17 protein-coding genes are annotated in these 13,887 nt (G+C 74.9%); 5 read left to right on the top strand and 12 right to left on the bottom strand.

The window, feature by feature from the left end; translation table 11 throughout:
• The first annotated feature begins 77 nt into the window (after nucleotides 1–77).
• Nucleotides 78–437 (top strand): A1S_2505 family phage non-structural protein, encoded by a 360-nt coding sequence (locus JZ5iCDA_RS02470; RefSeq protein WP_069385685.1) that lies wholly within the window; start codon nucleotides 78–80, stop codon nucleotides 435–437.
• A 29-nt stretch (nucleotides 438–466) separates the two neighbouring features.
• Here the strand turns inward: JZ5iCDA_RS02470 and JZ5iCDA_RS02465 are convergent, their stop codons facing one another.
• The 5 genes from JZ5iCDA_RS02465 to JZ5iCDA_RS02445 all read right to left on the bottom strand — a co-directional run bounded on the left by JZ5iCDA_RS02465 (nucleotide 467) and on the right by JZ5iCDA_RS02445 (nucleotide 4,397).
• Nucleotides 467–694: a helix-turn-helix domain-containing protein gene (locus tag JZ5iCDA_RS02465; protein ID WP_069385684.1), complete on the bottom strand. Its 228-nt coding sequence runs from the start codon at nucleotides 692–694 to the stop codon at nucleotides 467–469.
• Nucleotides 694–1,173 carry a DUF2975 domain-containing protein gene (locus JZ5iCDA_RS02460; RefSeq protein ID WP_069385683.1) on the bottom strand — a complete coding sequence of 160 codons (480 nt, stop codon included), beginning with the start codon at nucleotides 1,171–1,173 and terminating at the stop codon, nucleotides 694–696. The genes JZ5iCDA_RS02465 and JZ5iCDA_RS02460 overlap by 1 nt, the downstream gene beginning before the upstream one ends.
• Before the next feature lie 88 nt (nucleotides 1,174–1,261).
• Nucleotides 1,262–2,044, bottom strand: coding sequence for an ABC transporter ATP-binding protein (locus JZ5iCDA_RS02455; RefSeq protein WP_069385698.1), 783 nt, complete (start codon nucleotides 2,042–2,044; stop codon nucleotides 1,262–1,264).
• A 137-nt stretch (nucleotides 2,045–2,181) separates the two neighbouring features.
• A complete protein-coding gene (locus JZ5iCDA_RS02450; protein WP_069385682.1) occupies nucleotides 2,182–3,279 on the bottom strand; it encodes a FecCD family ABC transporter permease in 1,098 nt (365 codons plus the stop codon).
• On the bottom strand, nucleotides 3,276–4,397 hold the full coding sequence (locus tag JZ5iCDA_RS02445) for a FecCD family ABC transporter permease (RefSeq protein ID WP_069385681.1): 1,122 nt from the start codon (nucleotides 4,395–4,397) through the stop codon (nucleotides 3,276–3,278). Before JZ5iCDA_RS02445 ends, JZ5iCDA_RS02450 begins: the two co-directional genes overlap by 4 nt.
• Nucleotides 4,398–4,504: 107 nt before the next feature.
• On the opposite strand from JZ5iCDA_RS02445, the gene idi reads away from it, so the two are divergent.
• Nucleotides 4,505–5,101 (top strand): isopentenyl-diphosphate Delta-isomerase, encoded by a 597-nt coding sequence (gene idi, locus JZ5iCDA_RS02440; RefSeq protein ID WP_069385680.1) that lies wholly within the window; start codon nucleotides 4,505–4,507, stop codon nucleotides 5,099–5,101.
• A gap of 7 nt (nucleotides 5,102–5,108) precedes the next feature.
• Here idi and JZ5iCDA_RS02435 read toward each other — a convergent pair whose 3' ends face one another.
• From JZ5iCDA_RS02435 to JZ5iCDA_RS02420, 4 genes are read right to left on the bottom strand one after another with little or no spacing between them, the layout of a single operon-like run.
• On the bottom strand, nucleotides 5,109–5,801 hold the full coding sequence (locus tag JZ5iCDA_RS02435; RefSeq protein ID WP_069385679.1) for a hypothetical protein: 693 nt from the start codon (nucleotides 5,799–5,801) through the stop codon (nucleotides 5,109–5,111).
• Between the two features lie 29 nt (nucleotides 5,802–5,830).
• On the bottom strand, nucleotides 5,831–6,592 hold the full coding sequence (locus JZ5iCDA_RS02430; RefSeq protein WP_069385678.1) for a hypothetical protein: 762 nt from the start codon (nucleotides 6,590–6,592) through the stop codon (nucleotides 5,831–5,833).
• On the bottom strand, nucleotides 6,589–7,407 hold the full coding sequence (locus JZ5iCDA_RS02425; RefSeq protein WP_069385677.1) for a hypothetical protein: 819 nt from the start codon (nucleotides 7,405–7,407) through the stop codon (nucleotides 6,589–6,591). Before JZ5iCDA_RS02425 ends, JZ5iCDA_RS02430 begins: the two co-directional genes overlap by 4 nt.
• Nucleotides 7,404–8,411, bottom strand: coding sequence for a WXG100 family type VII secretion target (locus tag JZ5iCDA_RS02420; protein WP_069385676.1), 1,008 nt, complete (start codon nucleotides 8,409–8,411; stop codon nucleotides 7,404–7,406). The genes JZ5iCDA_RS02425 and JZ5iCDA_RS02420 overlap by 4 nt, the downstream gene beginning before the upstream one ends.
• Before the next feature lie 204 nt (nucleotides 8,412–8,615).
• Here JZ5iCDA_RS02420 and JZ5iCDA_RS02415 point away from each other — a divergent pair, with 204 nt between their 5' ends.
• Complete coding sequence (locus JZ5iCDA_RS02415; protein ID WP_069385675.1) at nucleotides 8,616–9,440, top strand: class I SAM-dependent methyltransferase; 825 nt, start codon at nucleotides 8,616–8,618, stop codon at nucleotides 9,438–9,440.
• Between the two features lie 359 nt (nucleotides 9,441–9,799).
• Here JZ5iCDA_RS02415 and JZ5iCDA_RS02410 read toward each other — a convergent pair whose 3' ends face one another.
• Nucleotides 9,800–10,705: an NmrA family NAD(P)-binding protein gene (locus JZ5iCDA_RS02410; protein ID WP_069385674.1), complete on the bottom strand. Its 906-nt coding sequence runs from the start codon at nucleotides 10,703–10,705 to the stop codon at nucleotides 9,800–9,802.
• 72 nt (nucleotides 10,706–10,777) lie between these two features.
• Nucleotides 10,778–11,686, bottom strand: a complete 909-nt coding sequence (ppk2, locus tag JZ5iCDA_RS02405) for a polyphosphate kinase 2 (protein WP_069385673.1) — start codon at nucleotides 11,684–11,686, stop codon at nucleotides 10,778–10,780.
• Nucleotides 11,687–11,833: 147 nt separating this feature from the next.
• Here ppk2 and JZ5iCDA_RS18235 point away from each other — a divergent pair, with 147 nt between their 5' ends.
• Nucleotides 11,834–12,385 (top strand): low molecular weight protein-tyrosine-phosphatase, encoded by a 552-nt coding sequence (locus JZ5iCDA_RS18235; protein ID WP_069385672.1) that lies wholly within the window; start codon nucleotides 11,834–11,836, stop codon nucleotides 12,383–12,385.
• Between the two features lie 45 nt (nucleotides 12,386–12,430).
• On the opposite strand, the gene JZ5iCDA_RS18230 is transcribed toward JZ5iCDA_RS18235, so the two are convergent.
• A complete protein-coding gene (locus tag JZ5iCDA_RS18230) occupies nucleotides 12,431–13,003 on the bottom strand; it encodes a DUF1992 domain-containing protein (protein ID WP_069385671.1) in 573 nt (190 codons plus the stop codon).
• 183 nt (nucleotides 13,004–13,186) lie between these two features.
• Between JZ5iCDA_RS18230 and JZ5iCDA_RS18705 the strand changes: the two genes are divergently transcribed.
• Nucleotides 13,187–13,887, top strand: a 701-nt coding sequence (locus tag JZ5iCDA_RS18705) for a hypothetical protein (RefSeq protein WP_436967383.1), incomplete at its 3' end; no start/stop codon positions are given.

The raw sequence follows: 13,887 nt of genomic DNA, 5'->3' as shown, positions 1-13,887 counted from the left end.
GGGGCCTCGCTGCGTCACGGGACGGCGGCCCGCCGGCCGGCCGTGCGCCTCCGGCCCCGGCGGCCTAGCGTGGCCGGATGGCCAGGATCACGGAGCTGGGACCGGGCGAGATCTTCGTCTTCGGGTCGAACGCCTCGGGCGCGCACGGCGCCGGCGCGGCCCGCACCGCGCACGAGCTGTTCGGCGCCGTGTGGGGCGAGGGCCACGGCCTGCACGGGCGGTCGTACGCGATCGACACGATGTCCGGCTGGGACGTGCTGCGCGACGAGGTCGCGACCTTCCTCGCGTTCGCGCGCGAGCACCCGGACCTGACGTTCCTGCTCACACCGGTCGGCTGCGGCATCGCCGGGTACTCCGCCGCCGAGGTCGCTCCGCTGTTCGCCGACCACCCGCGGAACGTGCGGCTGCCCGAGGAGTTCGCGGACGTCGTCGGGTGAGGCGACGCCGCGGCGTCGAGCCGATGCTCCTACTGGTGCGTGCCGGCAGGGGGCTCCGGCTCGTGTCTGAGGATGTCCCCCGGTTGGCACTCGAGGACCTGGCAGATCGCGTCGAGGGTCGTGAACCGGATGGCCCGCGCTCGCCCGTTCTTGAGCACGGCGACGTTCGCGGGCGTGATCCCGACTGCGGCGGCGAAGTCGCCCACCGTCATCTTCCGACGGGCGAGCATGACGTCGAGGTCGACCACGATCGCCATCAGATCACCTCGGCGAGCTCGCTGCGGTCGGAGATCGCGGTCTCGAGCAACCCTCGCATCACGACCATCAGCAGGACGAGTGCTGCGCCACCAACGAGAGATCCGACGAGAGCGAGGAGACCCGCTGGTCCGCCTGTCTGCTCGACGAAGATCATGTGCACGAAGACGGCGATCGCCAGGACCGAGGCGGCGGCTGCACAGGTCGTGATGGCGTCGACCCACTTGAGGGCCTTCGCGTCGAAGATCCGTTGTCTCCTGACCAGGGTGAGCAACTGCCAGATCGCGATGAGCGCGATGTCGAAGCACGCCAGCGCGAGGATGGCCGCGCTGGTGTAGGGGACCGCAAGGTGCGAGACCTCCGGGTATGCGTCTGCGAATCCCTGGGCGACGAGGGGGATGAAGGCGATCTGGCACGCCAGGGCACCCAGCAGGAGAAGCGCCAGCGTCGTCCGCAAGGTCACGGTCAGCGTCGTGTTCATGTATCGACTATCGATGGCGTTCTATCGATTGTCAATCGGTCTCTGGCTGCGCGCTGTTCCGTTTCCCTCCCGGGATGAGGTTGGCGCGTCAACCCCGGCGCGGGCGGCGCTCGGGCACGACGAGCGGGGTGCCGGTCACCGGGTCGTCGATGATCCGGCACGGCAGCCCGAAGACGTCCTCGACGAGCTCGGCCGTCACGACGTCCGCCGGCGCGCCCTCGGCGACCACCGCGCCGTCCTTCATCGCGATGAGGTGCGTCGCGTAGCGGCACGCGTGGTTGAGGTCGTGCAGCACGGCGACGAGCGTGTGCCCGCGCTCCTGGTTGAGGTCGGCGCACAGGTCGAGCAGCTCGACCTGGTGGGCGATGTCGAGGAACGTCGTCGGCTCGTCGAGCAGCAGGAGGGGCGTCTCCTGCGCGAGGACCATCGCGACCCACACGCGCTGGCGCTGCCCGCCCGACAGCTCGTCGACGAGCCGGCCCGAGAGCTCGGTGACGCCGGTGGCCTCCATGGCCGCGACGACGGCCGCCTCGTCCTCGCGCGACCACTGCCGCAGGAGCTTCTGGTGCGGGTACCGGCCGCGCGCGACGAGGTCGACGACGGTGATGCCCTCGGGCGCGATCGACGACTGGGGCAGCAGCCCGAGGCGGCGCGCGACCTCCTTGGCGGGGATCGCCGAGATCGAGCGCCCGTCGAGCACCACCTGCCCTTCGGCCGGTCGCAAGAGCCGCGACAGCGCGCGCAGGAGCGTCGACTTGCCGCACGCGTTGGGCCCGACGATCACCGTGAACGAGCCGTCGGGGATCGCCACGTCGAGGTCGCGGGAGATGACGCGCTCGTCGTAGCCGAGCGTGACGCCCGCGGCGTACAGACGGTCCGCACCCTCCTGTACGGCGGCATGCTCGTGGGCGGCGGCCGCCGCGGCACGGCCCGGCGCTCCCGTGGTGCCGGCGGAGCGGTCGGTCGTGGTCACGCGGGTCCTCCCGGGACGGGTCGGGTGCTCGCCGCTCATCGCCGTGCCTCGCGCACGAGCAGCCAGACGAGGTAGGCGCCGCCGAGCACGACCGTGATGGCGCCGACGGGCAGCTGGGTCGACGGGATCAGGCGCTGGGCGACGAGGTCGCTCGCCGACAGCAGCAGCGCGCCCATCGCCGCGGCGGGCAGCACCTGGACGCCCGCGCCTCGCGTCAGGCGGCGCGCGAGCTGCGGCGCGGCCAGCGCGACGAAGGAGATCGGGCCGGCGGCGGCGGTCACGACGGCGATGAGCGCGACGCCGACGCCGACGAGGGCGAGCCGCACGCGCTCGCGGTGCACGCCGAGCGCGGTCGCGGCGTCGTCGCCCATCTCGAGCAGGTGCATGCGCGGCACGAGCGGTACGAGCGCGAGCAGCAGCACGACGACGAGCACGGTGGCCGGCGCCGCCTGCTCCCACGTGGTGCCGTTGAGCGAGCCGGCGCCCCAGAGCGTCGCCGCCATCGCGGTCTCGAGGTCGGCCGTGATGACGAGCCACCCGTTGACCGCCGAGAGCATCGCGGACACCGCGATGCCGACGACGACGAACCGGAAGCCCTGGACCCCGCGCCGGTAGGCGAGCACGTAGACGAGGACGGCGGCGCCGATGCCGCCGACCAGGGCCCCGACCGCGACGCCACCGTACCCGCCGCCGAGCACCATGAGCACGACGAGCGCGCCCGTGTACGCACCGGTGTTGAACCCGATGACGTCGGGGCTGCCGAGCGGGTTGCGCGTGATCGACTGGAAGACGGCACCGCTCGCGCCGAGCGCGGCGCCCAGCACGAGCGCGAGGAGCGCGCGCGGCAGGCGCCACTCGACGACGATCATGCGCACCGGGCCCTCGGACGCGCCGGTGAGCGCGCCGAGCACCTGCCCGACGCTCAGCGGGTAGTCCCCGGTCGTCAGCGCGACGACCCCGACGGCGAGCGAGACGAGCAGCAGCGCCGCGCACACGAGGCCGGTGCGCAGATCGAGCCGCCGGCTGAACCCGCCGCCGGGGGTGCGCAGGACGCGCACGGGCCGGCCGAAGTCCGGTCGGTTCGTCCGGCGCTCGGCGGGGTGGGTCCCCGCGCGGGCGGTCGGCGCGCTCACAGGCCGCTCGCCCGGGTGCGGCGCACGAGCGCGATGAGCACCGGTGCCCCGACGAACGCCGTGACGATGCCGACCGGCACCTCGCCCGGGCGCGCGACGAGGCGCCCCAGCACGTCGGCGGCGAGCACGAGGACGGCGCCGAGCACCGCCGAGTAGGGCACGATCCAGCGCTGCACCGGGCCGACGGCCCAGCGCGCGACGTGCGGGACCATGAGCCCGACGAACGCGACGGGGCCGGCGGCGGCGGTCGCCGCACCGCACAGGAGCGTGACGGCGACGCCGACGAGCACGCGCGTGCGTCCGACGTGCGCGCCGAGCGAACGGGCCAGGTCGTCGCCGAGCGCGACGGCGTCGAGCGGGCGCGCGACGAGCAGCGCGAGGACGAGCCCGACCACGATGAACGGCGTCACGTCGCCGACGGTCGCGGGCGTGGCCCCCGCGATCGACCCGGACCCCCACGCGCCCGACGTCCCGCCCCACGCTCGCAGCCGGTCGAACGACGCCGGGTCGAGCAGCGTCATGGTGAGCGTGAGCCCGCTGAGGAACGCGCCGAGCGCGATGCCGGCGAGCGTGAGCCGCACGGGTGTCGCGCCGCCGCGCCCCGCCGACCCGACGAGGTACACGGCGACCGCCGCGACGACCGCCCCGCCGAACGCGAACCACACGAACGCGCTGACGTCCGCGACGCCGAGCAGCGCGACGCCGAGGACCACGCCGAGACCGGCGCCCGCGTTGACGCCGAGGATGCCGGGGTCGGCGAGCGGGTTGCGCGTCATGCCCTGGATGAGCGCGCCCGCGACGCCCAGCGCCGCGCCGACGAGCAGCCCCAGGAGCGTGCGCGGCACGCGCAGGTCGTGCACGACGACGTGCTCCGCGCTGCCGTCGTACGCCGTGAGGGCGTCGACGACCGTGCCGAGCGGCACCGCCCGGGACCCGACGGCGAGGCTGAGCGCCACGGCCACGACGAGGACCAGCAGGGACACGAGGAGCCCGAGCGTCCGGCCGCCGAGCGAGCCGACGACGCCGGGACGCCGGTCCTCGCGCGTGGCGCGCGGCGAGTCCTCGGGTCCGCCGGCGGCCGCCGGGGCGGCGTCCGTCGTGGAGGCGTGCGGGGCCATCTCGTGCTCTTCACGGGTCGGGGAGGTCGTGCAGGTTACCCTCACCTTAGTTCACCCGCGCGGGAGCCCGGGCCCCGCGTCCGGGCCCGGTGTGCGAGAGTGACGGCATGACCTCCCACGTCCCCGTGGCCGCCGACCACGTCGTCACCGTGGACGACGAGGGCCGCCGCACCGGCACCTTCGACCGCTCGGCCGTGCACACCACCGAGACGCCCCTGCACCTCGCGTTCTCCTGCTACGTGCTCGACGACGCCGGCCGCCTGCTCCTCACGCGGCGCGCCCTCGTCAAGCGCACGTGGCCCGGCGTGTGGACGAACTCTTTCTGCGGGCACACGCGCTGGACCGAGACGTCCGAGGAGTCGGTCGTGCGCCACGCGGAGCACGAGCTCGGGTTCGAGCTCGCCGACCTCCAGGTCGCCGTGCCCGGCTTCCGATACCGCGCGGTCGACGCGTCGGGCGTCGTCGAGAACGAGATCTGCCCGGTCTACGTCGCGCGCGCGGTGGGCGACGTCGTGCCGAACCCCGACGAGGTCGTGGAGATCGCCTGGGCCGACCCGCGCGACGTGGTGCGGTCGGTCGACGCGACGCCGTGGGCCTTCAGCCCGTGGATGGTCCTGCAGCTCGAGGCCCTGCGCGCCGCGACGGCTGACGGCGGCCCGACGGCGGAGCTCGTCGCCGCGCTCGGACGGCCCAGCGAGGGCTGAGGCCCGGTCAGCGCGTGCGGCGCTGAAGGCCGGGGAGCTGGACGGCCGCGTCCTCCGGCCTGCCCGAGAGGACGGTGGGCGGCAGCGCTCGCGCCACGACACCGTCCGCTCCCGGCACGCCCGCCGCGAGGAGGGCGCCGGCGAGGGCGTGGACGAGGCGGTCGGGGCGCCCGCGCGTCGCGAACCACCACAGCGTGCCGCCACGGACGGTGCGCTCCGACACGTCGAGCACCCCCGCGACGCGCGCGCGGTGGCGTCGCGCGACGACCGCCGACGGGCCGACGAAGACGACGGCGTACCGGGACCACAGCGCGGTGCGGCCCGTCGACGCGACGCCCTGGCTCGCCGTCATGCGCCCGAGGCGCACGACCTTGTCCACAGCACCGACCGACCACGCGTCGATCTCCGCGAACGGCACGACGTACGGGCGCAGGAACGGCGCGAACGAGCCGACGACGACCCCCCGCTCGAGGACGAGCATCTTCTCCGAGCCGATGAACCACAGGACGACCGCCGCGATCGCCACCCAGACGGGCGCGACGGCGAGCGCGTCGACGACGTCCCCGTTGCCGAGCACGACGCCGACCGTGAACGCCAGGATCACGACCGCGGTGACGACGTACGCGCTCGCGGGCGGCGTGTTCGCCTCGACGTGCAGGAGAGCGCCCAGCTCGGGGTGGCGCTGGACGGTGGCACGCACCTTGCGGGTCGCTCGGCCTGGACCCACGACTAGCGCGTGCGCCGCACGCGCGGTGCGCGGAAGCGCTCGGGGATCGCCAGCCGGTCCGCGCCGTCGGCCGAGACCTCGACCGGCTGCGCGGGCAGCGCGAGCGCCTCGACGTCGTCGGCGCCCGGCGCCCCGGCGGACCGCATCGCGGTGCCGAGCGCGCGCACGAGCGACTCCTGGCTGGAGGGGTTACGCGCGGAGAAGACCCAGAGCTCGACGCCCGTCGCGGTCGCGAGGTCGAGCGGCTCGCGAGTGACCGCGGCGCGCTTCGCCAGGACGGGCGCGACCCCGATGAACGTCACCGCGCGGCGCGACCACAGCACCGTGCGCGAGCCGCCGTTGACGCCGCGGTCGGCGAGCAGGAGGCCGAGCGTGCGCTGGTTCGCGACGACGGCGCGCACGGTGCGGGCGTCGATCGCCGCGAACGGCAGCGCGGTCGGGCGCAGGAACGGCGCGAAGGACCCGACGAGGATCCCGCGCTCGAGCACGACGAGCTTCTCGGACGCGAGGAACACCAGGATCCCGGCGAAGATCACGACGCAGGCCGCACCGACGCCCGCGGCGGTCGCCGGGCTCGCGCCGCCGACGAGCACGGGACCGAGGGAGAACACCAGGAGAGCGAGGACGACCGTCGTCCAACCGGGGCCGTTGAGCGTCGCGGCCGAGACGTGCCGGACCCCGCCGAGCCCGGACTCCGCGGCGAGCTGGCGGACCTTGGCCGTGACGCGGTCACCGGTCGGGTGCGCGAGCTGCCCCGCGCTCATCGACCGAGCAGCTCGAGCGGCAGACGGCGGACCGTGGCGGGCCCGACCTCGGACAGCGTCAGGGTGACGGGTTCGCCGTCCTCCCCGCGCTCGGTGCCGCGGACGACGTAGACCCCGTCGGGCGTCGCGTAGACGCTCACCTGGACGAGGACGTCCGACCCGGCCCGGACGCCGGCGAGCGTCGTGACCGCGACGGCGTCCGCGAGCTCGGGCAGCGTCGGCGCCTGCGCGGCGAGCTCGTCCGGGGTGAAGGTCTGCGACCGGCCGTCGAGGACCGCCTTGGCGGCGGGGTCCGCGAACACGGCGACGCGTCCGGCGACCTCGGCGAGCGGGTAGACGCTGAACGAGTGGTGGCCGCTCGGGCCGACCTCCTCCTCGAGCACGCGGTCGTCCTCGTGGAGGTACAGGTACACCCAGTGCTTGCCGAGCGACGTCGTGCGCTCCGCGGAGAGGATCGCGCTCGCGGTGCGGCGCAGCACGAGCGGGCCGGTGACCTCGGGGACCGCCACGATCCGGACCTCCGGCGCGCCGTCGGCGCCGGGCTGACCCGCGGGCTGCTCCTCCGTCGGCACGACGAGGCCGCGCGCGAGCAGGGACCGCAGCGCGACGCGGCCCACGAGCGACCGGTCGGCGCCCTCCTGGGCGTCGAGCCACGGCAGCACGACCAGCTGCGGGTTCTGCAGGCCGTCGAGGATCGTCACCTCCTCGTCCGTGAGCGTGACGACGTGCGTGACCTCCCCCGCCGTGGACCGCGCGAGCGTCTGCTCGGCCGCGGCGATGTCCGCGGCCGACCACCGCATGGTCTGCTCGGTCACGAGAAGAGCCCTCCGACGAAGTCACCGGCGGCGGACAGGCCGTCGCCGATCGCGTCCCCGACGTCGGACGCGACGTCCCCGATGGTATCGGCCGCGTTCCCGGCGAAGTCCTTGACGTCGTTCCACCCGTCGGCCAGATATCCCCCGGGGTCCCCGAAGAAGCCGGTGATGGAGTCCCAGTTGTCGACGACGAGGTTGCCGAGCGCCCAGGCGCCCGCGACGACGCCCGCGCCGACGACGACGCCGATGCCCACCGGGTTCGTCAGCATGCCGGCCATCAGGAGCATCGTCCCCGCGCCGCCGACGACGGAGACGCCGCCCATGACGCGGTCGACCCCGCCGCGCAGGCCGTCGTACTGGGTGTTGAACATCTGGTCGAAGCCGCCGATCACGCCGAACAGGCCGCCCACGCCGCCCATGAGGCGCCCCGCCGTCCCGAAGCCGCCGAGCACCCCGATCGCGTCGTCGACCACCATGCCGCGCGCGAAGACCGAGGCGCTCGCGGCGGCGTCCGAGACGTCCGCGAGGCGGTTCGCCTGGAGGAAGCTGTTGACCAACGAGCCGACCTTCCAGCCCTTCTTCCCCGCGAGGACGAGCGAGGCGGCGCCCCACGCCACCTGGCCGACGTCCCAGATCGACCCCTGGAGCCCGGGGCTCCCGCCGAGGGGGCCGCCGCCGGGGCCCGTCGGCACGCCGGGAGCGGGGACGCCGGGGGCCGGGATGCCGCCGCCCTCGGTGCTCGTGTCGTACTGCTGCTGCGCGTTGCGCAGGACGGCCTGGGACGCCTCGGAGAGGGTCTGGCTCACGCCGCGCAGGAGCGCCACGGACGACCCGCCCCACTCGCTGCGGAACTGGGCGGCGTCGTCGCCGGTCCACCGCGTGGACGACTCGAGGAGGCTGCTCACCTGCGCCGTCGTGGTGACGAGCTGCTCGGACGCGGACTGCAACGACTCCGCGAGCGCCCGCAGCTGGTTGACGTCGGCTCCCCAGAGACCGCTGCTCACGCGCCCCCGCCTTCCGGTCCGGTCCTCGGCGGCGCCCGCGGTGCGGGGCCGTCGGCGCGCGCCGACGGCGCGTGCCCCGGGAGGCTATCGCGCGCCGTCGGGGGGTGGCGATGGGGAGGAGTCCCCGTCCGGCGGCGTGCCACGACGCGCGGGCAGGGCCGTCCTCCCGGCGAACGACCAGGGTGCCGGGCGAGAATCGAGGGCATGCACGCCGCGGTCCCCCTCGCCCTGCCCGCCCCGGACGCGTCGTTCGAGACGCATGTGGTGTGGGCGCGGTCGGTGCCGCTGACGGTGCCGGACCGTGGCGCGGTCGACGGGCGCGTGACCGGCCGGGTGGTCGAGGACGCCCCGCCGTGGGACTACGCGGCGCTCGCGCGCGAGCTCGTCGCGGGCGACCGCGGGCCGGTGCTCGACCTGGGCACGGGCAGCGGAGGGCTGCTGGCCTCGCTCGCGCCGCTGCCCGCGGGCTCGGCAGCGACGGAGGCGTGGCCGCCGCACCTGCCGGTGGCCCGGCGGCGTCTCGCACCCCTGGGCGTGGAGGTGCGCGCGACGGGACGCGGTGACGAGGTGCTGCCGTTCCTCGACGCGCAGTTCGCGGTGGTGCTGGCGCGGCACGAGGAGTTCGACCCGGACGAGGTGCGCCGCGTCCTGCGGCCCGGAGGCGTGTTCCTCACCGAGCAGCTCGACAGCCGCGACGGGATCCGCGTGTGCACGGCGCTCGGCGCGGAGCTGCCTTGGGACCCCGACTCCGTGACCCTCGACGGGGCGGTGGAGGTGCTGCGCGGGGCGGGGTTCGTCGTCGACGTCGCACGCGAGCACGAGGGCCTGCGCCGGTACCGCGACCTGGGCTCCCTGCTCGGGTCGCTGCGCACGACGGCGTCGCCGGTCCCGGAGCTCGCGCCCCTCACGCCGGAGGCGGTGGCGCGGTTCGAGGCGCCCCTGCGCGCGCTGCACCTGCACTTCGCGGCCGGGCACGAGTTCGTCGACGAGGCGCCGCGGTTCCTCGTGGTGGCGCGCGCGCCGTACTGAGCACGCGCGTCGTGCCGGGCGCGGGCACGGAGAAGCCCGCGGGCCGGAGGGGATTCCTCCTGTCGTGCTGGACGAGGGCACGACGCCCGCGGGCCCCGGTGGTCGCGTGGTACTCGCTCGCCGTCGGCCGCCTCCCGCGCGGGAGGCGCCGCCCGGTTCACGGGCTCACCGCGTCCGGTCCGTCAGATACGAATCGGTCGCGCGACGACTAGCGCGCGACCACCTCACGGGTCCGAAGAGAATTCACTTCTCGGATCACCTCCCTTCTCGTGTACGACGACGGTACGTCCGCCCGCGCGCACCGACCACCGAATTTCGCGCAGGGAGGATTCGCCCGGGCGGCGCCCGGACCCGCACGGTCAGCGGCGCAGGTGCGCCCACTCCTCCGGGTAGTCGTCGAGCCACTCCGCGAACGACTGCGCCGGGCGCTCGGTGAAGCGCTCGACCACGTCGCTGACCTGGGCGAGCGCACCCGCGGCGATGGCCTGGTAGGACGACACCCAGCCCTCCACCTCGAACCGCGGCGCGCCGGACGACGCCCGCGACGCGTACGCCTCGTCGACGGACTCCGGGTGGTAGGTGATCTCGCGGCCGGCCGCCCGCGACAAGGCCTGCGCGACCTCGTGGAGCGTGAGCGCCTCGGGGCCGGTCACGTCGTACGTGGCGCCGTCGTGCCGGCGCGGCCGCTCGTCGAGGAGGACGGCCGTCGCGACGTCGGCGATGTCGTCGTGCGACACCGACGCGACCCGGCCGTCACCTGCCGGCCCGCGGAGCACGCCGTCGTCGCCGACCATGAGCGCGAGGCCGCGGTGGTAGAGGTTGTCGCGCAGGAACGTGTGGCGCAGCCGCGTGCCGCGCACGTACTGCTCGGTCTGCCAGTGGTCGCGCGCGAACGTGAACACGGCGTCGGGCGCCGCGCCGACGAACGACAGGTAGACGATCCGCTGCACGCCGGCGGCGACCGCGGCGTCGACGGCCGCGCGGTGCTCGGCGACGCGGTCCGCCGCCTCGTGCGCGGACACGAGGAACACGGTGTCGCAGCCGGTGAACGCCTCGACCATGGCGCGCGTGTCGGAGTAGCCCCCGACGACCGCGACCTCCGACTCCGGGAGAGGTCCGTCGCCCAGGCTCGGTGCGCGCTCCTCGTCCCGGACCACGAGGCGCTGCGGCGCACCCTCCGCCGCCAGCCGGAACGCGAGCTTCGACCCGAGGAGCCCGCTCGCCCCCGTCACCGCGACACGCCCGGTACCCGCCCTGATCGTCATGGCCTCACGGTAGGCACGCGGCCGCGCCGGTGCGCGACGAGCGGGCGGACGAGACGCACCGGACGGGCGACCTCACTCGTCCGCCGGCTCGTTCTTGCTCCGCAGGACGAGGAGCGGGTCGGGGGTGCCGACCACCTCGCGATCCTTGCCGTCGTAGTCGAACCGGCTGAGGAAGAAGCGCATCGCGTTGATCCGCGCCCGCTTCTTGTCGTTGGACCGGATGATCGTCCACGGCGCGTACCGCTTGTCGGTGCGCCGGAACATCTCCTCCTTGGCCGCCGTGTAGTCCTCCCAGCGGTCCAGGGACGCCAGGTCCATCGGCGACAGCTTCCACCGCCGCACGGGGTCGAGCTGGCGGATGGCGAACCGGGTGCGCTGCTCGGTGCGCGACACGGAGAACCACAGCTTGGTCACGTGGATGCCGGAGTCGACGAGCATGCGTTCGAACGCCGGTGCCTGCGCCATGAACGTCCGGTACTCCTCGTCGGTGGCGAACCCCATCACCCGCTCGACGCCCGCGCGGTTGTACCAGGAGCGGTCGAACAGCACGATCTCGCCCGCCGTCGGCAGGTGCTGGACGTAGCGCTGGAAGTACCACTGGCCGCGCTCGCGGTCGCTCGGCTTCGACAGCGCGACCACGCGTGCCGTGCGCGGGTTGAGGTGCTCCGTGAAGCGCTTGATCGTCCCGCCCTTGCCCGCCGCGTCGCGGCCCTCGAACAGGATGATCGCGCGGCGGTCGTTGTCCTCGAGCCAGTACTGGAACTTCAGCAGCTCCACCTGGAGCCGGTACTTCTCGACCTCGTACTCGTCGCGGTCCATGAGCTCGTCGTACGGGTACCCCTCCTGCCACGTCCAGACGGGGTTGCCCTCCGGGTCGATGAGGTCCGGGTCGGGCGTGTGCCCGTCCCGGACCGTGTAGCCGCTGTCGCGGAGGTACTCGATGTACTCCCGCAGGTCGCTCGGCGGGTTCACGACGGTCATGCCGGTCTCCTCGGTGCTCTGCGTGCGGTGTGCGGGTCGTCGTCGAGGCGTCCTGCCTGTCCCGCCCAGGTCAAACCTCCGTGCTCCGCCGCCTCGCCGCCACCGGACGAAGGCGGCGGTGGTGTGCGGCCGCGGCACAATGGCGGCATGAGCGAGCCGTACCGCGTGATGACCGTCTGCACGGGGAACATCTGCCGCTCCCCCATGGCCGAGATCGTGCTCCGCGACCGGTTCGAGGCCGCCGGGCTCGGCGGCCGCGTGGTCGTGGACTCGTCCGGGGTGAGCGACGAGGAGCGCGGGCACCCGATCGACCCGCGCGCCCGCGCGGTCCTCCTCGAGCGCGGGTACCCCGTGGACGACCTGCACCGCGCGCGCCGGGTCGAGCGGGGGGACGTCGCGCAGCGCGACCTCGTGCTCGCCATGACGGCGCAGCACGCCCGTGCGCTGCGCCGGCTCGCCGACGGGAGCGCGGGCGCGGACGGTGAGGGCTCCGACGTCGCGGACCGCGTCCGCATGTACCGCTCGTTCGACCCGGCCGCGCCGCGCGTGGAGCCGGGCGGGTCCGAGAGCGCGCTCGACATCGCCGATCCCTGGTACGGCGGGCCGCGCGACTTCGAGGAGTGCCTCGACGAGGTCGAGGCGGCGGCCGACGCGATCGTCGACCACGTCCGGTCCGAGCTCGAGGCCCGCTCCACCTGACGGCGGCGGGGGTCCGGGCGCGCGAGCCCGGCGGCGGGCGGCGCGTCAGCGGCCGGTGCGGCGCGCGCGCCACCGCGCGACCTCGGCGTCGACGTCGCGCGTGGGCGTCACGACCGGCGGGCCGCCGAGGAGCTGGCGGCGGGCGTCGACCACGCGCGCGTTGAAGTCCTCGAGGATGTCGCGGACCGCCTTCTCGTCGAGCTCCTGGTCGAGCCGTGCGTCGAGCTCGCGGTCCTCGCGCTTGAGCAGCATCGCGGGCGGGCCCAGGCCGGTGAGCTGCTCGCGCTCGATGACGCTCTTGAGCCACCAGTCGGGGTCGTGCCGGCCGGTCAGCCCCGGGATGGGCTTGCCCGCGAGCGGGAGGTCGTCGAACTCGCCGCGGCGGATCGCCTGGTCGATGACCGTGTCGACGTAGCGCGCACGGTCCTCGGGGCGCACGCGCCGCGGCGTGCGGACGACCTCGTCCTCCTCGCCCGCCCCGGCCGCGTCGCCGTGCTCGCCGTGCTCCTCGTGCTCGTCGGACTCCGCGGCCTCCTCGTCGACCTCGCGGTCCACCCGGTACTGCGCGGCGCGGCGCACCGGGTCGTCGTCGGACGTGCGACGTCGCCTGCCGAACATGCGTCCCCTCCTGTCGGGTCGTCGTCAGGTGGTCGTCGACCCAGCGTAGGCGTGCGCCGGGATGCGCAGGCATGCGCAGGGACCGCCCCGGCGGACCTCTCGTGCGTCGACGGGCAGTGGCGAAGGCGCGACATCCCGCGTGGTGTGCTGGACGTCACACACGGGTTGCCCCACCATCGGTGCATGACGACCCCGCGGGTGGTCGGGCGCAGGCGCCGGGGACGGTGGTGGTGGGCCGCCGTCGCCGTCGGCGTGGCGCTCGCGGTCGTCGTCGGCGGCGCGCTCGGGGCGCGCGCCGAGCACCGCGCGTGGGTCACGACGGTGGAGAGCTACGACGCCGAGGTGCAGGCAGAGTCCGCGCGGGTCGACGGCGCGCGCGCCCGCGCCGAGGAGGACCACGCCGCCGCCCTCGCCACGCTCGCCGGAGCGGTCGACGAGGGGCGCACGGTGCTCGCGGCGAGCGACGGCCAGGTCGCCGACCCCGCCGTCCGCGAGACGCTGCGGGTCGCCGTGGACGAGGGCGAACGGCTCCGCACGACGGCACCGCGGTGGACCACCGAGGAGCGCACGGTCGACGGGATCACGCGGCCCAACCCGTTCCACCCCGGCTCGCGCCCCGAGCGGTCGTTCATCGTCGTCACCGGCTCGTCCCCCGCGCCGGGCGAGCTCGACACCGCGGCGGGCACGGTCACGGAGGCGACCGCCGCGGTCGTCGCGGCGCAGCAGCAGTGGGCCTACGACCGGCTGCAGGCGGCGGTGACGGACGGCACGCCCGTGCTCGCGGAGTCCGCGGGCCTCGTCGCCGACGAGGGCACGCGCACCGCGCTCCGGACGGCGCTCGCGGACGCGGGCGCGGTGCTCGACGCCGGCGTGGGCGGCGTCCC

Origin of the sequence: Cellulosimicrobium cellulans (assembly GCF_001722485.1) — a bacterium.
Lineage (GTDB): Bacteria > Actinomycetota > Actinomycetes > Actinomycetales > Cellulomonadaceae > Cellulosimicrobium > Cellulosimicrobium cellulans_A.
Note: the sequence above shows the minus strand (reverse complement) of the source record. Positions and strands in the feature narration are given on the sequence as shown.